Annotated in this window: 9 protein-coding genes; 4 read left to right on the top strand and 5 right to left on the bottom strand. The window is 63.8% G+C overall.

Annotated features, from left to right (window positions below):
• Positions 1 to 28: 28 nt before the first annotated feature.
• Positions 29 to 4930, bottom strand: a complete 4902-nt coding sequence (locus C4Q26_RS15210) for an alpha-2-macroglobulin (RefSeq protein ID WP_104883261.1) — start codon at positions 4928 to 4930, stop codon at positions 29 to 31.
• 214 nt (positions 4931 to 5144) lie between these two features.
• Between C4Q26_RS15210 and C4Q26_RS15205 the strand changes: the two genes are divergently transcribed.
• Positions 5145 to 6512 carry an MATE family efflux transporter gene (locus tag C4Q26_RS15205; protein WP_023382505.1) on the top strand — a complete coding sequence of 456 codons (1368 nt, stop codon included), beginning with the start codon at positions 5145 to 5147 and terminating at the stop codon, positions 6510 to 6512.
• A gap of 75 nt (positions 6513 to 6587) precedes the next feature.
• Positions 6588 to 7061 carry a polymorphic toxin type 44 domain-containing protein gene (locus tag C4Q26_RS15200; RefSeq protein ID WP_104881215.1) on the top strand — a complete coding sequence of 158 codons (474 nt, stop codon included), beginning with the start codon at positions 6588 to 6590 and terminating at the stop codon, positions 7059 to 7061.
• Positions 7062 to 7140: 79 nt separating this feature from the next.
• Here C4Q26_RS15200 and speA read toward each other — a convergent pair whose 3' ends face one another.
• The 4 genes from speA to C4Q26_RS15180 form a co-directional block, all read right to left on the bottom strand.
• A complete protein-coding gene (gene speA / locus C4Q26_RS15195; protein WP_023382506.1) occupies positions 7141 to 9054 on the bottom strand; it encodes an arginine decarboxylase in 1914 nt (637 codons plus the stop codon).
• Positions 9055 to 9206: 152 nt separating this feature from the next.
• The gene (locus tag C4Q26_RS15190) at positions 9207 to 9578 is read right to left on the bottom strand and encodes a translation initiation factor Sui1 (RefSeq protein WP_023382507.1); all 372 of its coding nucleotides are present in this window, start codon (positions 9576 to 9578) and stop codon (positions 9207 to 9209) included.
• Between the two features lie 288 nt (positions 9579 to 9866).
• The gene (locus tag C4Q26_RS15185; RefSeq protein WP_104881214.1) at positions 9867 to 10400 is read right to left on the bottom strand and encodes an NUDIX hydrolase; all 534 of its coding nucleotides are present in this window, start codon (positions 10398 to 10400) and stop codon (positions 9867 to 9869) included.
• A gap of 2 nt (positions 10401 to 10402) precedes the next feature.
• Positions 10403 to 11470 (bottom strand): DUF2333 family protein, encoded by a 1068-nt coding sequence (locus C4Q26_RS15180; RefSeq protein ID WP_023382509.1) that lies wholly within the window; start codon positions 11468 to 11470, stop codon positions 10403 to 10405.
• Between the two features lie 249 nt (positions 11471 to 11719).
• Between C4Q26_RS15180 and C4Q26_RS15175 the strand changes: the two genes are divergently transcribed.
• Together C4Q26_RS15175 and C4Q26_RS15170 are read left to right on the top strand one after the other, a co-directional pair.
• Positions 11720 to 13336 (top strand): diguanylate cyclase, encoded by a 1617-nt coding sequence (locus tag C4Q26_RS15175; protein WP_023382510.1) that lies wholly within the window; start codon positions 11720 to 11722, stop codon positions 13334 to 13336.
• A gap of 220 nt (positions 13337 to 13556) precedes the next feature.
• Positions 13557 to 15518 carry a methyl-accepting chemotaxis protein gene (locus C4Q26_RS15170; RefSeq protein ID WP_104883260.1) on the top strand — a complete coding sequence of 654 codons (1962 nt, stop codon included), beginning with the start codon at positions 13557 to 13559 and terminating at the stop codon, positions 15516 to 15518.
• Positions 15519 to 15538: the final 20 nt, after the last annotated feature.

Below are 15538 nucleotides of genomic sequence, written 5' to 3'. Positions count from 1 at the left end.
CCGCTACCTGTGGGAGCCAGCCCGCATCTCAACGCGCCTTCACAACCATCTCACCCTGCCCATCCCCCACTGCTTGAAGGTTTGGCCGGTACATCGACTCGACCTGCGGCGGCGGCACGCGATAGGTGCCCGGCGTCACGGCCCGCGCCAGGTACAGCAAGTGCGTGGTCCCATAGCTGTCGAGCTTGAGCGCCGCCACGTAGCGATCGTCACGATACTCCTGGTGCACCACGCTGGCGTTCTGCATCGACTCACGCCACTGCTTGACCGCACTGCTGGCGTTGTCCAGGCTCGCCGCGCTCTGCGCCAGGTTCTGGTTTTCCAGCTCCAGGCCCGCAGGCAACAAGTCCGCCACCAGCGCATCCGGCACGGCGGTCTCGGCCTTGAGTGCCAGGTGCACCAGCACCAGGTCACCACTGCGCAGGTTGTGCAGGTCAAGTGCCTGGCCGTTCATGCCCAGGTACTCGCGGCGGATCTGCAGGCCGTTGCCGCCAGCGGCCGGTGCCTGACGCGGATACCCCGACAGCGTCAGTTGCTGGTAGAGCGTTTCGCTGCCTTCGTTCTGCACGCTCAGCGGCGCGGCCAGCAACGGCCCTTCGAGCTTCATGCCCGATTCGGTGTTGCTGAACACGCGAATCTCGCCCGCGCTGTCCAGGCGCGCCTTCCACTGCCCTTCCGGCTTGTCGAGCAAGCCACGGCCTGCCAGATACAGCGCATTGCGCTCCTGGGTCGAAAGCCAACGGTTGGCGGCCAGTTCGTCCGACAAGGCGAACAGGCGCTGGTCGACCTGATTACTGGCCAGTTTGTTCTCCTGCAACAGCGCCAGAATCAGTGCCTGGTCGCGCAATGCGCTGCCGTAGTCAGCCATCCAGCCCTTGCCACGGCTGATGCCTAGGCCGGCCTGCAAGGCCTGATCGGCGCGTGGTTTGTCGCCCATTTTGTCCAGCGCTACCGCCAGTTGCACCAGCGGCAGCCCGGAACGCGCATCGGCCCGTCGTTCGAACAGACTGCGCAATGCGCCCAAGGGTGCCTGCTGGCTGCGCGACAGCACCAGGGCGGCATAGGCCTGCACGGCAAAACGGGTGTGCTCGGCATTGTCGCTGTAATCAACCTCGATCAGGTTGCGCTCCTGCACGTAACGCAACAACCGCTCACTGGCCTTTTTCAGGGACTCGGCCGGGACGCCGTAGCCTTGGTCGCGGGCACGCATCAGGAAGTCGGTGACATAGGCGGTCAGCCAGTACTCCTCCTCACTGTCCGAACTCCACAGGCCGAAGCTGCCGTTGTGGCGTTGCATGCCCAGCAAGTGCTCGATGCCCATCTCGATCTTGCGCTTGCGGACCTCGGCGGCTTCGCCCTTGATGCCCAGGCGCTTGAGACTCTCCGCATCGGCATACAGCGAGGGGTAGAGCCCGCTGGTGGTCTGTTCCAGGCAGCCATAAGGGTAGGCTTCCAGCGCACGAATCTGCTCGGCCAGGTTCAACGGCGGGCGACTCGACAAGGCCAGGCTGGCCTCCAGGCCGGCGGGCTCGAAGGCGGCCAGGTCGCCCTCCGGCAGCGTCCAGGGTTGCTCCTTCAGGGCCACACGGTAGTGCTTGAGCATGGCCGGGTAGGCGGGGCGAACACCCAAGGTCCATTCCCGCTCGAAAGTGTTGGTCGGCTCACCCGGCAGTTGCAGGCCGTTGACGCGCACGGTCACCTTGCCCTGACCGAGGCCTCCCTGGGCCTGGACCGGAATCATCAGCGTGGTGCGCTGACCTTCCGCCAGCGCGACGCTTTGCAGGGCATCCGCTTGCAGGCTTAATTGGCCCTCGGTACGCAGCTCGACACTCAACTGCTGCGCACGCCCCGACAGGTTGGCCAAGTCCAGCGCCAGGCTGGTGCGATCACCACCGGCCAGGAAGCGCGGCGCCGCCAGTTCGGCAATCAATGGCGCGGCGACCACGGTCTTGCCCTCGGCCATGCCGAAGTGCTCATCGCTCCAGGCTTGAGCCATCAGGCGCAGCTCACCGTTGAAGTCGGGGATCTCGACCGTTGCCTGACCCTCGCCCTTCTCGTCAAGGGTCACCGGCACGCTCTGCTGAGCGACGATGGTCACCGTGGTATTGGGGCGCTTGCCGCCCTTGGCCATGGCCGCATCGCCACCGAATGCCAGGCTCGCCAGACGGCCCTGGCCGGCTTCGATCAACTGCCCGTAGATGTCCAGTTGGTCGGCACCGTAGGCCTTGCGACCGAACAGGCTGGCGAACGGGTCCGGGGTTTTGAAGTCGGTGATGTTGAGGATGCCCACGTCTACCGCGGACAGCAGCACATGCACTTGTTTCGGGTGGCTGCCATCAGCGTTGGCGGCCTTGAGTTTCACGGTCAGTGGCTGTTTCGGCCGCATCTTCTCAGGGGCCTGCAAGGTGACGGCAAGCTTGCGCTCGGCGCGGTCCAGCGGCAGGTGCAGCACGCCCACCGCGCGCTTGGGCGTGGCATTGGCTTTGCGTTCGCCGGGGCGGATCACCAAGGCGCTGACATACAGGTCATGGCGCGCCCACTGCTTGTCGAGTTTCACCTCGAAGGTCTTGCCCTCGGCGGGAACGTCGATCTCCTGCCACCACAGCGGGCCCTCGCTGGACTCGACCATCAAATAACCACTGCCTGGCGCCGGTGGCGTGACGGTGACATTGGCCGTGGCACCATCGGCGTACGAAGGCTTGTCCAGCGCCAGCTTGACCTGGTCCGGACGCACCGCGCCGCCTTCGGCGTTGTCCTGGGCGCGATAACCGGCCCAGAAGCGTTCGCTGGAAACCAGTCCGGTATCCGGGTCTTCCACTTCCACGCGATACGGCCCCCACTCGACCTGGAAGGTCAGCTTGGCCGTGGAGCCTGCCTTGACGCTGAGCGTTTCCTCGCTTTGCGTGAGGAATTTCTCGTTGTAGTTGTAACTCCAGCCATCACTCTGCGAATAGTTCCAGTAGTAGTCGCGGCGCTCGCGAATCAGCCTGACCTTGAGGTCGTTCGCCGCCAGCTTGTTGCCGTCCCGGTCCGCCACCAGGAACTCGAATTCCACCGGGCCATCGCTGTCGGTCTCGTCACCGTCGAACAGGCCACGCAGGCCCGGCAAACGCTCGGCAGGCCAGATCGGCTGTTCCAGACGCCGGGTGATCGGTCGGCCGCCGGACTCCTGCAGGCTGGCCTGCACGGTCAGTTGCAGCGGCGAACGGGCCTCAGCCCAGCGGCTTTCGATGTCGACCACCGCTTTACCGGCCTGGTCGAGGGTCACTTCATCGAGCTCCAGGTCCTGGTTCAGCTCGGTCTCGGTCACCGAGCCGAACTGGTAGCCCGGCAAGGCGGGTACGGCTTCTCGCAGCGGGCGGACATAGGCCTGACCACTCAGGCGATTGCCGGCAGCCGGGGCGCCATAAAGGTAGCGGCCATTGACCTGGATACGCGCATCCTGCTCTGGTGCGAGCGGCTGACTGCTGCCCTTGAGCTCCAGTGCCAGGCGCTCGGGCAGGAAGTCTTCGACCAGGAACTCATACACCTGCTTGCGCCCGCCGCCGAGGTCGAGCAGCAACTGCCAACGGCCCGTCGGAGCTTCGGTGGCCAGTTGCAATTGGTACTGGTAAAGACCTTTGGCGTCAGCCTCCCAGACGAACTTGCGGCTCACCTGCTCATCGGGGCGACGGACCTCCACGCTGACCGGCTGGGCCTTGACCGGCTTGCCATCCTGATCGCGCAACAGGCCATTGAGCAGCACCGTTTCGCCAGGGCGATACAGGTCTCGCGGGCCGAAGATGAAGAACTGCAGCGGGTTGGCCTGGGGCCCGGTGATGTCGAACTCGGCCAGGTCCAGCGCCGCCGTGTTCAGGCGCAGCAGCGTGGTGTGCACGCCCTGGGTGGCAATCAGGGTGTCGGCCTTGGCGGTGATGGGCAGTTGGGCATGACCCTGGCTATCTGTCTTGGCCTGGGCCAGCAGCTTGCCCTTGTCATCATGCAGTTCGAGGTTGACGTCTTTCAACGCCTTGCCGCCTTCCAGCGCCTGGGCGAATACATCCAGGCGGTCGTGGTAGCGATGGGCGGATACGCCGATGTCGCTGAGGGTGAACAACGTTGCCGGTTGCGAATAGTCGTAGGTGCCCGAGGCACGCATCACGGCCAGGTACACGCCCGGCTCCTGCAGCGGCTTGATACCGGCAATCGGCAGCAGCATGGTCTCGCGGGTGTTGCGCGCAGGGTTGAGGTCGAAACGGCCGCTGTAGACCAGCTCAGCCATCTCCAGGGTTTCCTTGGACTGGTAGTAGTACAGGCTGCTGTTGCGACCCCAGTTGACCAGGAAGCTGGAGAGCATGTCCGGCTTGATGCGGAAGAATTCGACATCGACCTTGTTGACGTTCAGGGCGATGACCGGCAGGCCTTCGGCCAGGCGCGTCGGCAGCAGCGAGCCGCGGCTGGCGAAGCCCACGGTGGGCTGCATGTCGCGGGTTTCCAGGCGGCTCACCGACTCGCTGTCCAGCGTCTTGCCGTTCACCGCCAGCAGGCCTTTGTCGATGGTCAGCACCAGCTTGCGCTGTGGCTCAAGATGGCGCAGGCGCAGTTCCATCTGGTTGTCGGAGAGCTCCCAGGCGCCATCGACCTTGCCTTTGACCGTATCCACCAGGTGCAACGTGTTGGCGAAGTCCTGCTTGGCATCCAGTGGCACCGAAAAGCTCACCGACAAGGTAGCGGCTCCGTCGAGCTGGACTTCGGAGACGTCCAGCACGCTCAGCTCGCGGCCCTCGTAACGTTTGGCGAGCACAGCCGGGTCTTCGCGTTTGGGTGCCGCCGCCTCGACCGCCGCGCTCGCGGCAGGAGACTCGGTCGGCTTGGTTTTTTCCGGCGAGGCGCCGTCACAAGCACTGAGCAACGCCAGCGCGCAGGCCAGCAACAATCCTTTGTTGAACATGGAGTGGAAACTCTTTGGCAGCGTGTACGTAAGGGCAGCAACTATAGCGCAATGGCAGCAGGGACACCTGAGGTCGAGCGGATTGGCTGGCTGGCCTTTACACTGTTGCCCTCAGAAAAGCGCGGCGCACGGCCGTTCCCGGACCCGCAATCGCTGGGAGCGGCCCGGTGACGCGAAACGGCCGCAACGCAGCCGCAGATTCAACAGGAACCCGATGACTTCACTGACGACCGACTGGCGCGACCGCCCCACCCACCGCAAGGTCTGGGGCCTGGCCGCACCGATGATTCTCTCCAACGTTTCGGTGCCACTGGTGGCGCTGGTCGACAGCACGGTGATTGGTCACCTGCCCCATGCCCACCAGTTGGGTGCGGTCGCCGTGGGCGCCACCCTGTTCACCTTCATGGTCGGCCTGATGGGCTTTCTGCGCATGGGCTCCACCGGTTTCGCCGCCCAGGCTGCCGGGCGCGCCGACGGTGCTGCGCTGCGCCAGGTGCTGGTACAGGGGCTGTTGCTGGCGGTCGGCTTCGCCCTGCTCATCGGCCTGCTCGCCGTACCCTTCAGCCAGTTGGCGCTGCAGGCCATGCAGCCGAGCGAAGCCTTGCAGCAAGCCACCGAAGACTTCTTCCACACGCGGCTGCTTGGCCTGCCGGCCGCGCTTGCCAGCTATGCCTTGGTGGGCTGGTTCCTCGGCACCCAGAACGCCAGGGCACCGCTGGCCATTCTGCTGACCACCAACCTGCTCAACATCGTGCTCAACCTGTGGTTCGTCCTTGGCCTCGACTGGGGGGTGCTGGGCTCGGCGCGAGCGTCGGTGATTGCCGAATGGAGCGCCGCGCTATTGGGCTTGGCCCTCACCCGCCCTGCCCTGCGCGCCTATCCGGGGCAGATCGCCTGGGCGGCGCTCAAGCGCTGGCAAGCCTGGCGGCCACTGTTGGCGGTGAACCGCGACATCTTCCTGCGCAGCCTTGCGCTGCAGCTGGTGTTCCTGCTGATTACCGTGCAGGGCGCGCGCCTGGGTGAGGCCACGGTGGCCGCTAACGCCCTCCTGCTCAATGGCCTGCTGTTGACCGCCTATGCCCTGGACGGCCTGGCTCACGCCGTGGAGGCCCTGTGCGGCCACGCCATCGGCGCCCGCGACCGCGACACGCTGCGCCGCTCGTTGGTGGTGGCCTGTGGCTGGTCGCTGATCACCAGCCTGGGGTTTGCCGTGTTGTTCCTGATCGGCGGGCACCTGTTCATCGACCTGCAAACCGACATCGACAGTGTGCGGGCAGCGGCTTATCCGTATCTGCCGTACCTGGCGGTGCTGCCGCTGATCGCGGTGTGGAGTTATCTGCTCGACGGGCTGTTCATCGGTGCGACAAGGGCGCGAGAGATGCGCAATGCAATGCTGGTTTCGGTACTGGTCGCGCTGCCTCTGGCGCTGGTGTTGAGTGGCTCCGGCAACCATGGGTTATGGCTGGCGTTTCTGGGGTTCATGGCGTTGCGGGCAGTGACGTTGGGGTGGGTGGGATGGAAATTGCAGCAGAGAGGCAAGTGGGTCGGAGTGGAAAACAATATGAAAAATAGATTCGATTGACTGCGAGAATCAATTTGGTAAATGCAGCGCCCACGGAGGGGACTCTTCTTAATTACTTAAGAGCAAGGAGCCTTTATGTACCCTCCAACCGCATCTGTTGATAGCGACATGAATGCTGCCAGCAAGGCGCGTAACTACTTTAAAAACGGCGGCAGTGCTTTTCTAGTGCCGTGGTTTTACTCGATGGTCAGAAATCGAGGTGAGTGGGACTATAAACAGCAAGGAAGGCAGTACGAAGCCTTTGGCAACTTCAATTACGGAGCTACGGGAACCGCCGCAGGTCTATCGCAAGAATTCTTGTTGAGAGGTGCTGGATGGGCACAGCGTCGGGCTGGCACCTGCAATTCGGCATTTGGATCGTGGTGCAATGATGCCCCTTATGGAGACGCCCCCGAAGATCAGGCATGGATCAAAGCAGGTATTGAGTATGCGAAGTCAAGGGGCTACTCAGTGCCTGATAGCAGTCTTGCTTCTACTTGCCGTCGGACAAGGCATATGGATGCTCAGCACAGACTCAAAGCCCGTACTGAGCAGGGTTGTTGTGTATAGGCAGTTGGGGCTGCTACGCAGCCCTTTCGCGACACAAGGCCGCTCCCGCCCCACACAGGGCAGGAGCGGCCACTGGCGATCAGGACGACAGGTATGACGACCGGGTCAGGCCAAGACGCAGCGCATCGAGGAACTGGGTCCGCTCGCGGGCGCTGATCCTGGCGCTGGCCACCTTGTCGCGGTAGTGGGTCATCAACTCCTCCGGCGACAGGTGCACGTAGCGCAGCATGTCCTCGATAGTGTCGTGGGTCTCGATACCGGCGTGGTACACGCTGCCATCGGCATTCTGATAGATGTTCACCGAGTCGGTGTCACCGAACAGGTTGTGCATGTCGCCCAGGATCTCCTGGTAGGCGCCGACCAGGAACACACCCAGCAGGTAGTCTTCGCCTTCCTTGACCGCATGCACCGGCATGCTGGTCTCGATGCTCTGCTCGTCGACGTACTGGTTGATCTTGCCGTCGGAATCGCAGGTCAGGTCCTGCAGCACCGCGCGACGCATCGGCTCTTCATCCAGGCGATGCAGCGGAATGATCGGCAGCACCTGGCCGATGGCCCAGGTATCCGGCAGGCTCTGGAACACCGAGAAGTTGCAGATGTACTTGTCGGCCAGCTTGTCGTTGAGCTCGTCCAGCACTTGGCGGTGCGAGCGCTGGCGGGCTTTGAGCGAGTTGTGCAGGCGACGGCACACGGCGAAGTAGCACTGCTCGGCCAGGGCTTTCTCGGCCAGGCTGATCTTGCCATCGGCATACTGCGCTGCCACGTCACCCATGTAGTGGGTGGCGCGCCAGTAAGTCTCGGTCACCATCTCGATGTCGGTCGGGCCAAGCAGATCGGCCAGCCACTGCACGGTCTCCGGCAACGACTCCTTGTTCTCGATGGTCGGCACGTCGTCGTTGTGTTTCTCGACGTCGGTCACCTGGATCACCAGCATGGCGTGGTGCGCAGTCAGCGAACGGCCGCTCTCGGAGAAGATGTGCGGGTGTGGCAGGCCCTGCGCGTCGCAGAACTCCTTGAGCATGCCCACCACCACGCCGGCATAGTCATCCATGTCGTAGTTGATGGAGCTGGCATTGCGCGAGTGAGTGCCGTCGTAGTCGACACCCAGGCCGCCGCCGACGTCGATATGGTCGACCGGCAGGCCCAGGGCCCGTAGTTCGCCATAGTAACGGATGGCTTCCTTGAAACCGTGCTGGTAGTCGGCCAGGTTGGCGATCTGCGACCCCATGTGAAAGTGCAGCAGGCGGATGCCCTGGTCCAGGCCCGCGTCGCGGAAACGCTGAACCACCGAGATCAGCTGGGCCGCGGACAAACCGAACTTGGACTTTTCGCCACCCGTGTCTGCCCACTTGCTCGATGCCAGCGACGACAGACGCACGCGCAGGCCTACCTGAGGCTTGACCTTGAGCTCGGCGGCCTCCTCGATCACCAGAGCCACTTCGGACTCTTTCTCGATGACGATGAACACGTTGTGGCCGAGTTTCTGCCCCATCAGCGCCAGGCGAATGAACTCACGGTCCTTGTAGCCGTTGCAGACGATGGTCCCGCCCTTGGGCGCCAGCGCCAGCACCGCCAGCAGCTCGGGCTTGGAGCCGGCCTCAAGGCCGATGGACACGTTCTGGGTGGCGATGATGTTTTCCACCACCGCTTCCTGCTGGTTGACCTTGATCGGGTACAGCGCGGTGTACTTGCTCTGGTACTCAAGGCGCGCGATGTTGGCGTCGAAGGCGCCGGTCAGCTGGCGCACGCGGTCCTGCAGAATGTCTGGGAAGCGCACCAGCAGTGGCAGCGACAGGCCGCTCTGGCGCAGCTCCTGGACTTGCTCGAACAGGTCGATCGGGGCACTGCTCGGCCCGTTGGGGCGCACTTCGACGCGCCCGGCTTCATTGATGGCGAAATAACCAGCGCCCCAATGGCGGATGCCATAAACACTGCGGCTGTCGGCCACGGTCCATTGGCTACCATCGTCTTTGCGTGTGCGTCGTACGGACATTCACGTCCCCTATAGATAAGTCGAAGACACTGCCCCACGAGGCGGCGGGCGCAGTGTAAAAGCTGAAAATGACGATTATTCCGTATTCAGGGATAGACCCCTGCTACGGAAACGAGTTTAGAAAGCGCTGGGGAAAAAATCGCGCGGCCGTATCAACCGCCGGATTTCTTCGCCTTGAAGCCTTGCTTGGTCAGCTCGCCGATGAGTAACTCAACGTGATCGCCCTGGATCTCGATCACGCCCTCTTTCAAGGCACCACCGGTACCACATCGGCGCTTGAGGGTGGAGGCCAGCTCCTTGAGCTGGTCGAGCGGCAGCGGGACGCCGGTGACGGTGGTCACGGTCTTGCCGCCACGGCCTTTGCTTTCACGACGAACGCGGGCGATACCGTCCCCCTCGGGGATGACGGATTGCTTACAGGTGCAGGCGTCCACCGGCTGGCCACAGTCGGGGCAATGCCGACCGGAATCGGTGGAGTACACGAGACCGCCAAGGGCGGAGAAGGAAGAAGCTTTCTTGGCCACTTTTGTTCCTCTTGCTGAGGACAAAAACTGGTCGACGGGAGCCGACCGCGAAGCCCCACTCTGGCAGGGGCGGCGCTACTGCCACAAGACCTGCGGCAGCCCGAAAAGGGCGCGCAGTGTAACGATAAAACCGGCGTTTGCTAAGTACTGGAATGCGCCATTTTTCGAATGTTTTGCGACCCCTCGCAGGCAAGCCCGCTGCAACGGCTATTTCACTGGACTCACTGGCAGTGAATCACCTGCTGGATCGGGTTAACCCGCGAAAAGGCCAGCACCGGGAAGCCTACCTCAGAGACTGGCCTTGTAGCGCTGCAACGCCGCCAGCGAGTCCGGGCAATAAGGCTTGCTCAGGCTCTCGGCCTCCGCTTGCTCGATGCGAACGAACTTCGCCTCTATCACTTCTTCCCGCTGCAAGCGCAACGGCGCATCCGACACCGCCGAATACACCGCGCACCACAAGCGGTTGTCCGGCTGGTCGAAGTAGAACCGCTCATGGAAGCGCAAGTCGACGCCTTCGATCCCCAACTCTTCGGCCAGCTCGCGCGCGGCGGACTCGGCATACGCCTCTCCCGCCGTCACCATGCCGCCTGCCGCCACATCCCAGTAGCCTGGGTAGAGCGCCTTGCTCAGGGTACGGCGGTGCACGCACAGTTCACCGGCACTGTTGAACAGCAGGATGAAGGTGCAGCGACCGATCAGGCCGCGCTCACGCAACTGAGCCCTGGGCAAGGCGCCGAGGACCTGATCGGCTTCGTCCACCCAGGCGACCAGCTCACGGTCGGAAGCTGCCCGGTGGGCAGCCTCCTTGGGATCGATGGCCATGATCAGCCCTGGGACAGCAGCTGACGCAGGTCGATCACCGCTGCGTTGGCTCGGGAGATATAGTTGGCCATCACCAGCGAGTGGTTGGCCCACATGCCGAAGCCACTGCCGTTGAGCACCATCGGGCTCCACAGCGCCTCCTGGGACGCCTCCAGTTCACGGATGATCTGGCGGACGCTGACGGTAGCGTTCTTCTTCGCCAGTACATCGGCGAAGTCCACCTCGATGGCACGCAGCAGATGCGACAGCGCCCAGGCCTGGCCACGGGCTTCGTAGAACACGTTGTCGATCTGCAGCCAAGGCGTTTCCACCAGTTCCTCGTCAACCTGCGGCGCCTGGCCGGGCTGCACCGACTCGGTCTTCAGGGTGCTGTTGAGCTTGACCCGGCCGACACTGGCCGACAGGCGCTGGGACAGCGAACCCAGACGGGTCGCCACGTCACCCAGCCAGTTGTTGAGGTTGTCGGCACGAGTATAGAAGATCGCGCCCTGATCACCCTTGGCCAGGCGAGCCTGGTAGCGGCTCAGCGACTTGATGCCTTCCTCGAACTCCGACTCGCTCGATGGCAGGATCCAGCTCTTGTTGTCGAAGTTGAAGCGCGGCTCGGCCTTGGCCAAGTCGGCGTCTTCGGTGGATTGCGACTGCGAACGGGCGAAGTCCTTGCGCAGTGCGCGCGACAGGTCGCGCACCTGGACCAGCACGCCGTATTCCCAACTCGGCATGTTGTCCATCCACAGCCCAGGTGGGAAGCGGTCGTTGGAAATGTAGCCGCCCGGCTTGTCCAGCAAGGTCTGCGCGACCGTCTTGAGGGTTTCGATGGTGGTGTAGCCAACGACCATCTGCTGGCCATTCTTCTCGGCCGCCGCCTGGGCGTTCTGCTGCACCGGGAACAGTTCAGGCTCCTGGCTCCAGTACCAACCAAGGCCAATGCAGACCAGCAGGTAAAGGCCAATCAACGTGCCCAGCGCACGGCTCCAGAGGCCACCAAGGTAGCTGCGGGCCGCAGCACCGCGACCATCGACACGCTCGCGGGGCTCGGCTTTGGCCTCGCGGTTTTTCCAATCCAGCATGGCTTTGTCCTTAATCAGTCACGACGGTTCAGGGGCTTGGACCACAGGCCTGCGCCAGGGTGCCACGGCAAGCCCGCGTGGCTGCACTATAAAGCAGACACCGCCGTACGCATAAGCGACCAATGAGTCAGTAACTGAATATTCGTTCGGAACCCTTTGTTGATTCAGGGCACTCACTCGTCGGAAAAGAACTGCTAGCATAGAGCCATCATTGCACCTGCACATCCCCAACTAATAAGTAGTCAGGACATGAGCCAAACAGCCGAGCCGAGCCACGAGCGTCTCAAGCAGCACTTCGCCCAGCGTGTGATCCTCCAGGCCAGGCAGATCCTCGAGATCTGGCAGCGTCTGCAGCGTGGCGAATGGTCGGACGGCGACCTGGGCGAACTGTGCGAGGCCAACCTACGCCTGCAACGCTACGCCGAACGCTTCGAGCAGCCTGAGCACAGCGACCTGTCGACCGCCATCGGCCAGACCCTGCAGGCCATCGAAGCCAACAGCGCACGGCTCAACTCACAACTGATCGGCGAGCTCAACCGCCTGATGCAACGTCTGTCGCGCACCGGGCTGCGCAAGGGCGACCAACTCGACCAAGTGCCCCTGCCGCCCTTGCGCAAGCCGGTGTACATCCTGCTGCAGGACCATGACCGGGCCGAGCGCCTGGCCCAGCAGTTGGAGTTCTTCGGCCTGGGCGTCGAAGCCCTGTTCAGTGCAGACGCTTTCCAGGCCTCGATGAAAGAGCGCCTACCGTCAGCCATTGTCATGGATGTCGACTTCACCGGCCCAGGTCTGGGCTTGCAACTGGCTGCTCAGGCCCAGCAGGGCCTGGAGCAACACATCCCGCTGCTGTTCTTCAGCCATCAGGAAACCGACACGCCGACCCGGCTGGCCGCTGTGCGCGCCGGAGGCCAGGAGTTTCTCACCGGCACCCTTGAGGCCTCCAGCCTGCTGGAGAAAGTCGAGCTGCTGACCAGCGCCACCCAGTACGACCCGTTTCGCGTGCTGATCATCGACGACTCACGCGCCCAGGCCCTGCACACCGAACGCCTGCTCAACAGCGCCGGCATGATCACCCGCAGCCTGAACGATCCGATCCGGACCATGGCCGAGCTGGCCGACTTCCAGCCCGACCTGGTGATCCTCGACATGTACATGCCGGCCTGCACCGGCACCGAGCTGGCCAAGGTGATCCGACATAACGACCGCTATGTGAGCGTGCCGATCATCTACCTGTCGGCCGAGGACGACCTGGATAAGCAGCTCGATGCCATGAGCGAAGGCGGCGACGACTTCCTGACCAAGCCGATCCGCTCGCGCCACCTGATCACCACCGTGCGCAACCGCGCCGCCCGTGCCCGTCACCTGAAAGCGCGCATGGTCCGCGACAGCCTGACCGGGCTGTACAACCACACGCACATCCTGCAATTGCTCGAAGACTGCAGCTTCCGCGCGCGCCGCGAAGAGCAGCCGTTGAGCTTCGCCATGCTCGACATCGACCACTTCAAGAAGATCAACGACCGCCACGGCCATCCCATGGGCGACCGGGTAATCAAGAGCCTGGCGCTGTTTCTCAAGCAACGTCTGCGCAAGACCGATTTCATCGGCCGCTACGGCGGCGAGGAATTCGCCATCGTGATGCCTAACACTGGCCTGGAGGCGGCGCACAAGGTGCTCGATGAAATCCGCAGGCGCTTTGCCGAGATTCTCTACCCCGCGCAGCCCCACGACCTGCAATGCACGTTCAGTGCAGGTGTGGTTCAACTCGACGACGACCTGGATGCGCTGACCATGGCCAGCGCCGCCGATGAGGCGCTGTACCGCGCCAAGCATGCCGGACGCAATTGTGTGGTGCGCGTGGAGCCCTGAGGCAGGGCTTTGCCTGTGCTGTGCCCTTCGCACCGACCTTGAATTCGCAGCAGTCCCTGTGGGAGCGGCTTCCCCCGTGAAGGCGTCGGCACGGCCAAAACCAATGCCGGCACTGTGCCACTTTTTTTGTGCCACGCCGCCCCGTCGTCATCACCACGTCACAAAACCGCAATAACTTCAGGCACCTACCTCTCCACTCCCCCGCAGGAAGTTCGCGGCTATGCGCCTGAAGTGGCTGACCAATTTCAACACCTTGTTGCTGGTGACCGTGTGTATCGCCCTGGGCGCGACCCTGTGGTGGTCGCAACGCGCCCTGGAACGTCCCTACCAGTTGATGGAGCGCTACCTTGGCCTGTCGCGGCAGTTCCAGAACGACGCCGTGGGCAATATCCAGGCCTACCTCGGCAGCGGTGACGCATTGCGCCACGCGGCGGCCGTGCAAGCCAATACCCAGTTGCAGGCCGCCCTCGCCGAGTGGCCGGAAGACCTGGCTGGCCGACTGCGCCCAAGCCTTGGCAGCCTTCAGGCCTTCACCCGCAACGAACTGCTTGCCGCCGGCAAGCTGGCCGGCGACCCACAGGCCTTGCTGCTGCAAGCCGAACGCGAACTGGGGGCGAACCTCGAACAATTGGCAGGCTATGCCCGCGACAGCGCGAGCGCCGAAGCCGAGCATTACCTGACGCCGATCCTCGACGCCACGCTGCACCTGGGCCGCCTGTCGTTGGCCCGGGACAAACTGGTCAGCAGTGGACGCGCCGAACTGGCCGACGAAGTCGATCGCGAGCTGCAGCTCATTCGCGCCCAGGCCCAGGTCATCGACGGCCTGCCACTGCTGGGCGTGACTCGCGCCGCCGCATCCGGCGCCGATGACTTCGCTGCCATGATGGGCCTGCAGACCCAAGCCAGCGAGCAACAGGAAGACATTGCCGTCGGCCTGAAACGCGAGTTGCTGAGTCTGCTAAACCGGTACCCCGCGGAACTGCAGCGCACCCGAGAGCTGATTGAACGCCGCACGGTCCTGGCCGCCAATACCAACGAACGCCTCGATGCCGTCCAACAGGCCATCGCCGCCGTGGAGCCGGCGGTGCGCAGCCAGCATGGCACGATCGCCAACGAAGTGCGCATCATCCAAGGCCTGATGATCGCTGTGATCCTGCTCATCGCCCTGCTCATCGATACCCTGCAGCGCCGCCTGGCCCGCACCCTCACCAGCCTGGCGCCGGCCTTGTCACGCTGGGCCGAGGGTGACTTCGCCAAGGCCATCGTCCTGGGCAAGAGCAACCGGGAGCTGCAGGACATACAGGAATCGCTCAACCGCCTGCGCCAGTATCTGGTGGAGCTGGTCGGCACCATCCGCCACAACGCCGAGCAGGTGGCGGGCAGCAGCCATGCCCTAGCCGGGATGAGTGCGGCCCTGCACGACGGTGCCGAGCGCCAGGCGGGCGATACCGGGCAGATTCGCGATGCGCTCGGTGAGCTTGAAGCGACCATCGTGCAGGTTGCCAGCGATGCCAGCTCGGCTGCCGATGCCAGCCGCGATGCCGGCCGTGCCGTCGAACAGGGCCAGGCCGTGATTGGCCAGAGCCTGACGGGCTTGCGCGAACTGGTGGAGGAGGTGCACGGCAATGCCCGCATGATCGAGCAGTTGGCCGAAGAGTCAGCCACCATTGGTGGTGTACTGACGGTTATTCGCTCGATTGCCGAGCAGACCAATCTGCTGGCCCTCAACGCCGCCATCGAAGCGGCCCGAGCCGGCGAGATGGGTCGAGGCTTTGCTGTGGTCGCCGATGAAGTGCGCTCACTGGCCCAACGTACCACTGGCGCCACGGGCGAAATCCAGGCTTTGATCGACCGCCTGCAACAGGCGGCGCGTGAGTCGGTGGCGGGCATGCGGGCCCAGCTCGAACATGCCGAGGCTACCGCCGACCAGGCCCAGGCCGCCGACGGCGCGCTGGACGAGATCGTCAGCGCGATCCGCACGATTTCCGCCACGGCCATCCGGATTGCCGACGCCACCGCCCAGCAAAGCGGCGCCGTGGGCGAGATCCGCGACCACAGTGAGCGAATCCACGCCCTGGGCGAAGACAACCTGCAGCGCATCGGCGAAGGGCGCGAACAAGGGGAGCAGTTGCTGGCGCTGGGTGGCGAGTTGAACCGGGCGGTGGGGGCATTCAGGGTCTGAGATCGCACGCGAACTGGCCC

The organism is Pseudomonas sp. SWI44, assembly GCF_002947915.1.
Lineage (GTDB): Bacteria > Pseudomonadota > Gammaproteobacteria > Pseudomonadales > Pseudomonadaceae > Aquipseudomonas > Aquipseudomonas taiwanensis.
The sequence above is the reverse complement of the archived record's forward strand: the minus strand, read 5'-3'. Positions and strand labels throughout refer to the sequence as shown.

What these genes read in the sequence shown, in the direction of transcription:
- C4Q26_RS15200 (WP_104881215.1), top strand. Translation starts at nt 6,588, where the DNA reads ATGTACCCTCCAACCGCATCTGTTGATAGCGACATGAATGCTGCCAGC.
- C4Q26_RS15170 (WP_104883260.1), top strand. Translation starts at nt 13,557, where the DNA reads ATGCGCCTGAAGTGGCTGACCAATTTCAACACCTTGTTGCTGGTGACC.
- C4Q26_RS15185 (WP_104881214.1), bottom strand. Translation starts at nt 10,400, where the DNA reads ATGGCCATCGATCCCAAGGAGGCTGCCCACCGGGCAGCTTCCGACCGT.
- speA (WP_023382506.1), bottom strand. Translation starts at nt 9,054, where the DNA reads ATGTCCGTACGACGCACACGCAAAGACGATGGTAGCCAATGGACCGTG.
- C4Q26_RS15180 (WP_023382509.1), bottom strand. Translation starts at nt 11,470, where the DNA reads ATGCTGGATTGGAAAAACCGCGAGGCCAAAGCCGAGCCCCGCGAGCGT.
- C4Q26_RS15175 (WP_023382510.1), top strand. Translation starts at nt 11,720, where the DNA reads ATGAGCCAAACAGCCGAGCCGAGCCACGAGCGTCTCAAGCAGCACTTC.
- C4Q26_RS15205 (WP_023382505.1), top strand. Translation starts at nt 5,145, where the DNA reads ATGACTTCACTGACGACCGACTGGCGCGACCGCCCCACCCACCGCAAG.
- C4Q26_RS15210 (WP_104883261.1), bottom strand. Translation starts at nt 4,930, where the DNA reads ATGTTCAACAAAGGATTGTTGCTGGCCTGCGCGCTGGCGTTGCTCAGT.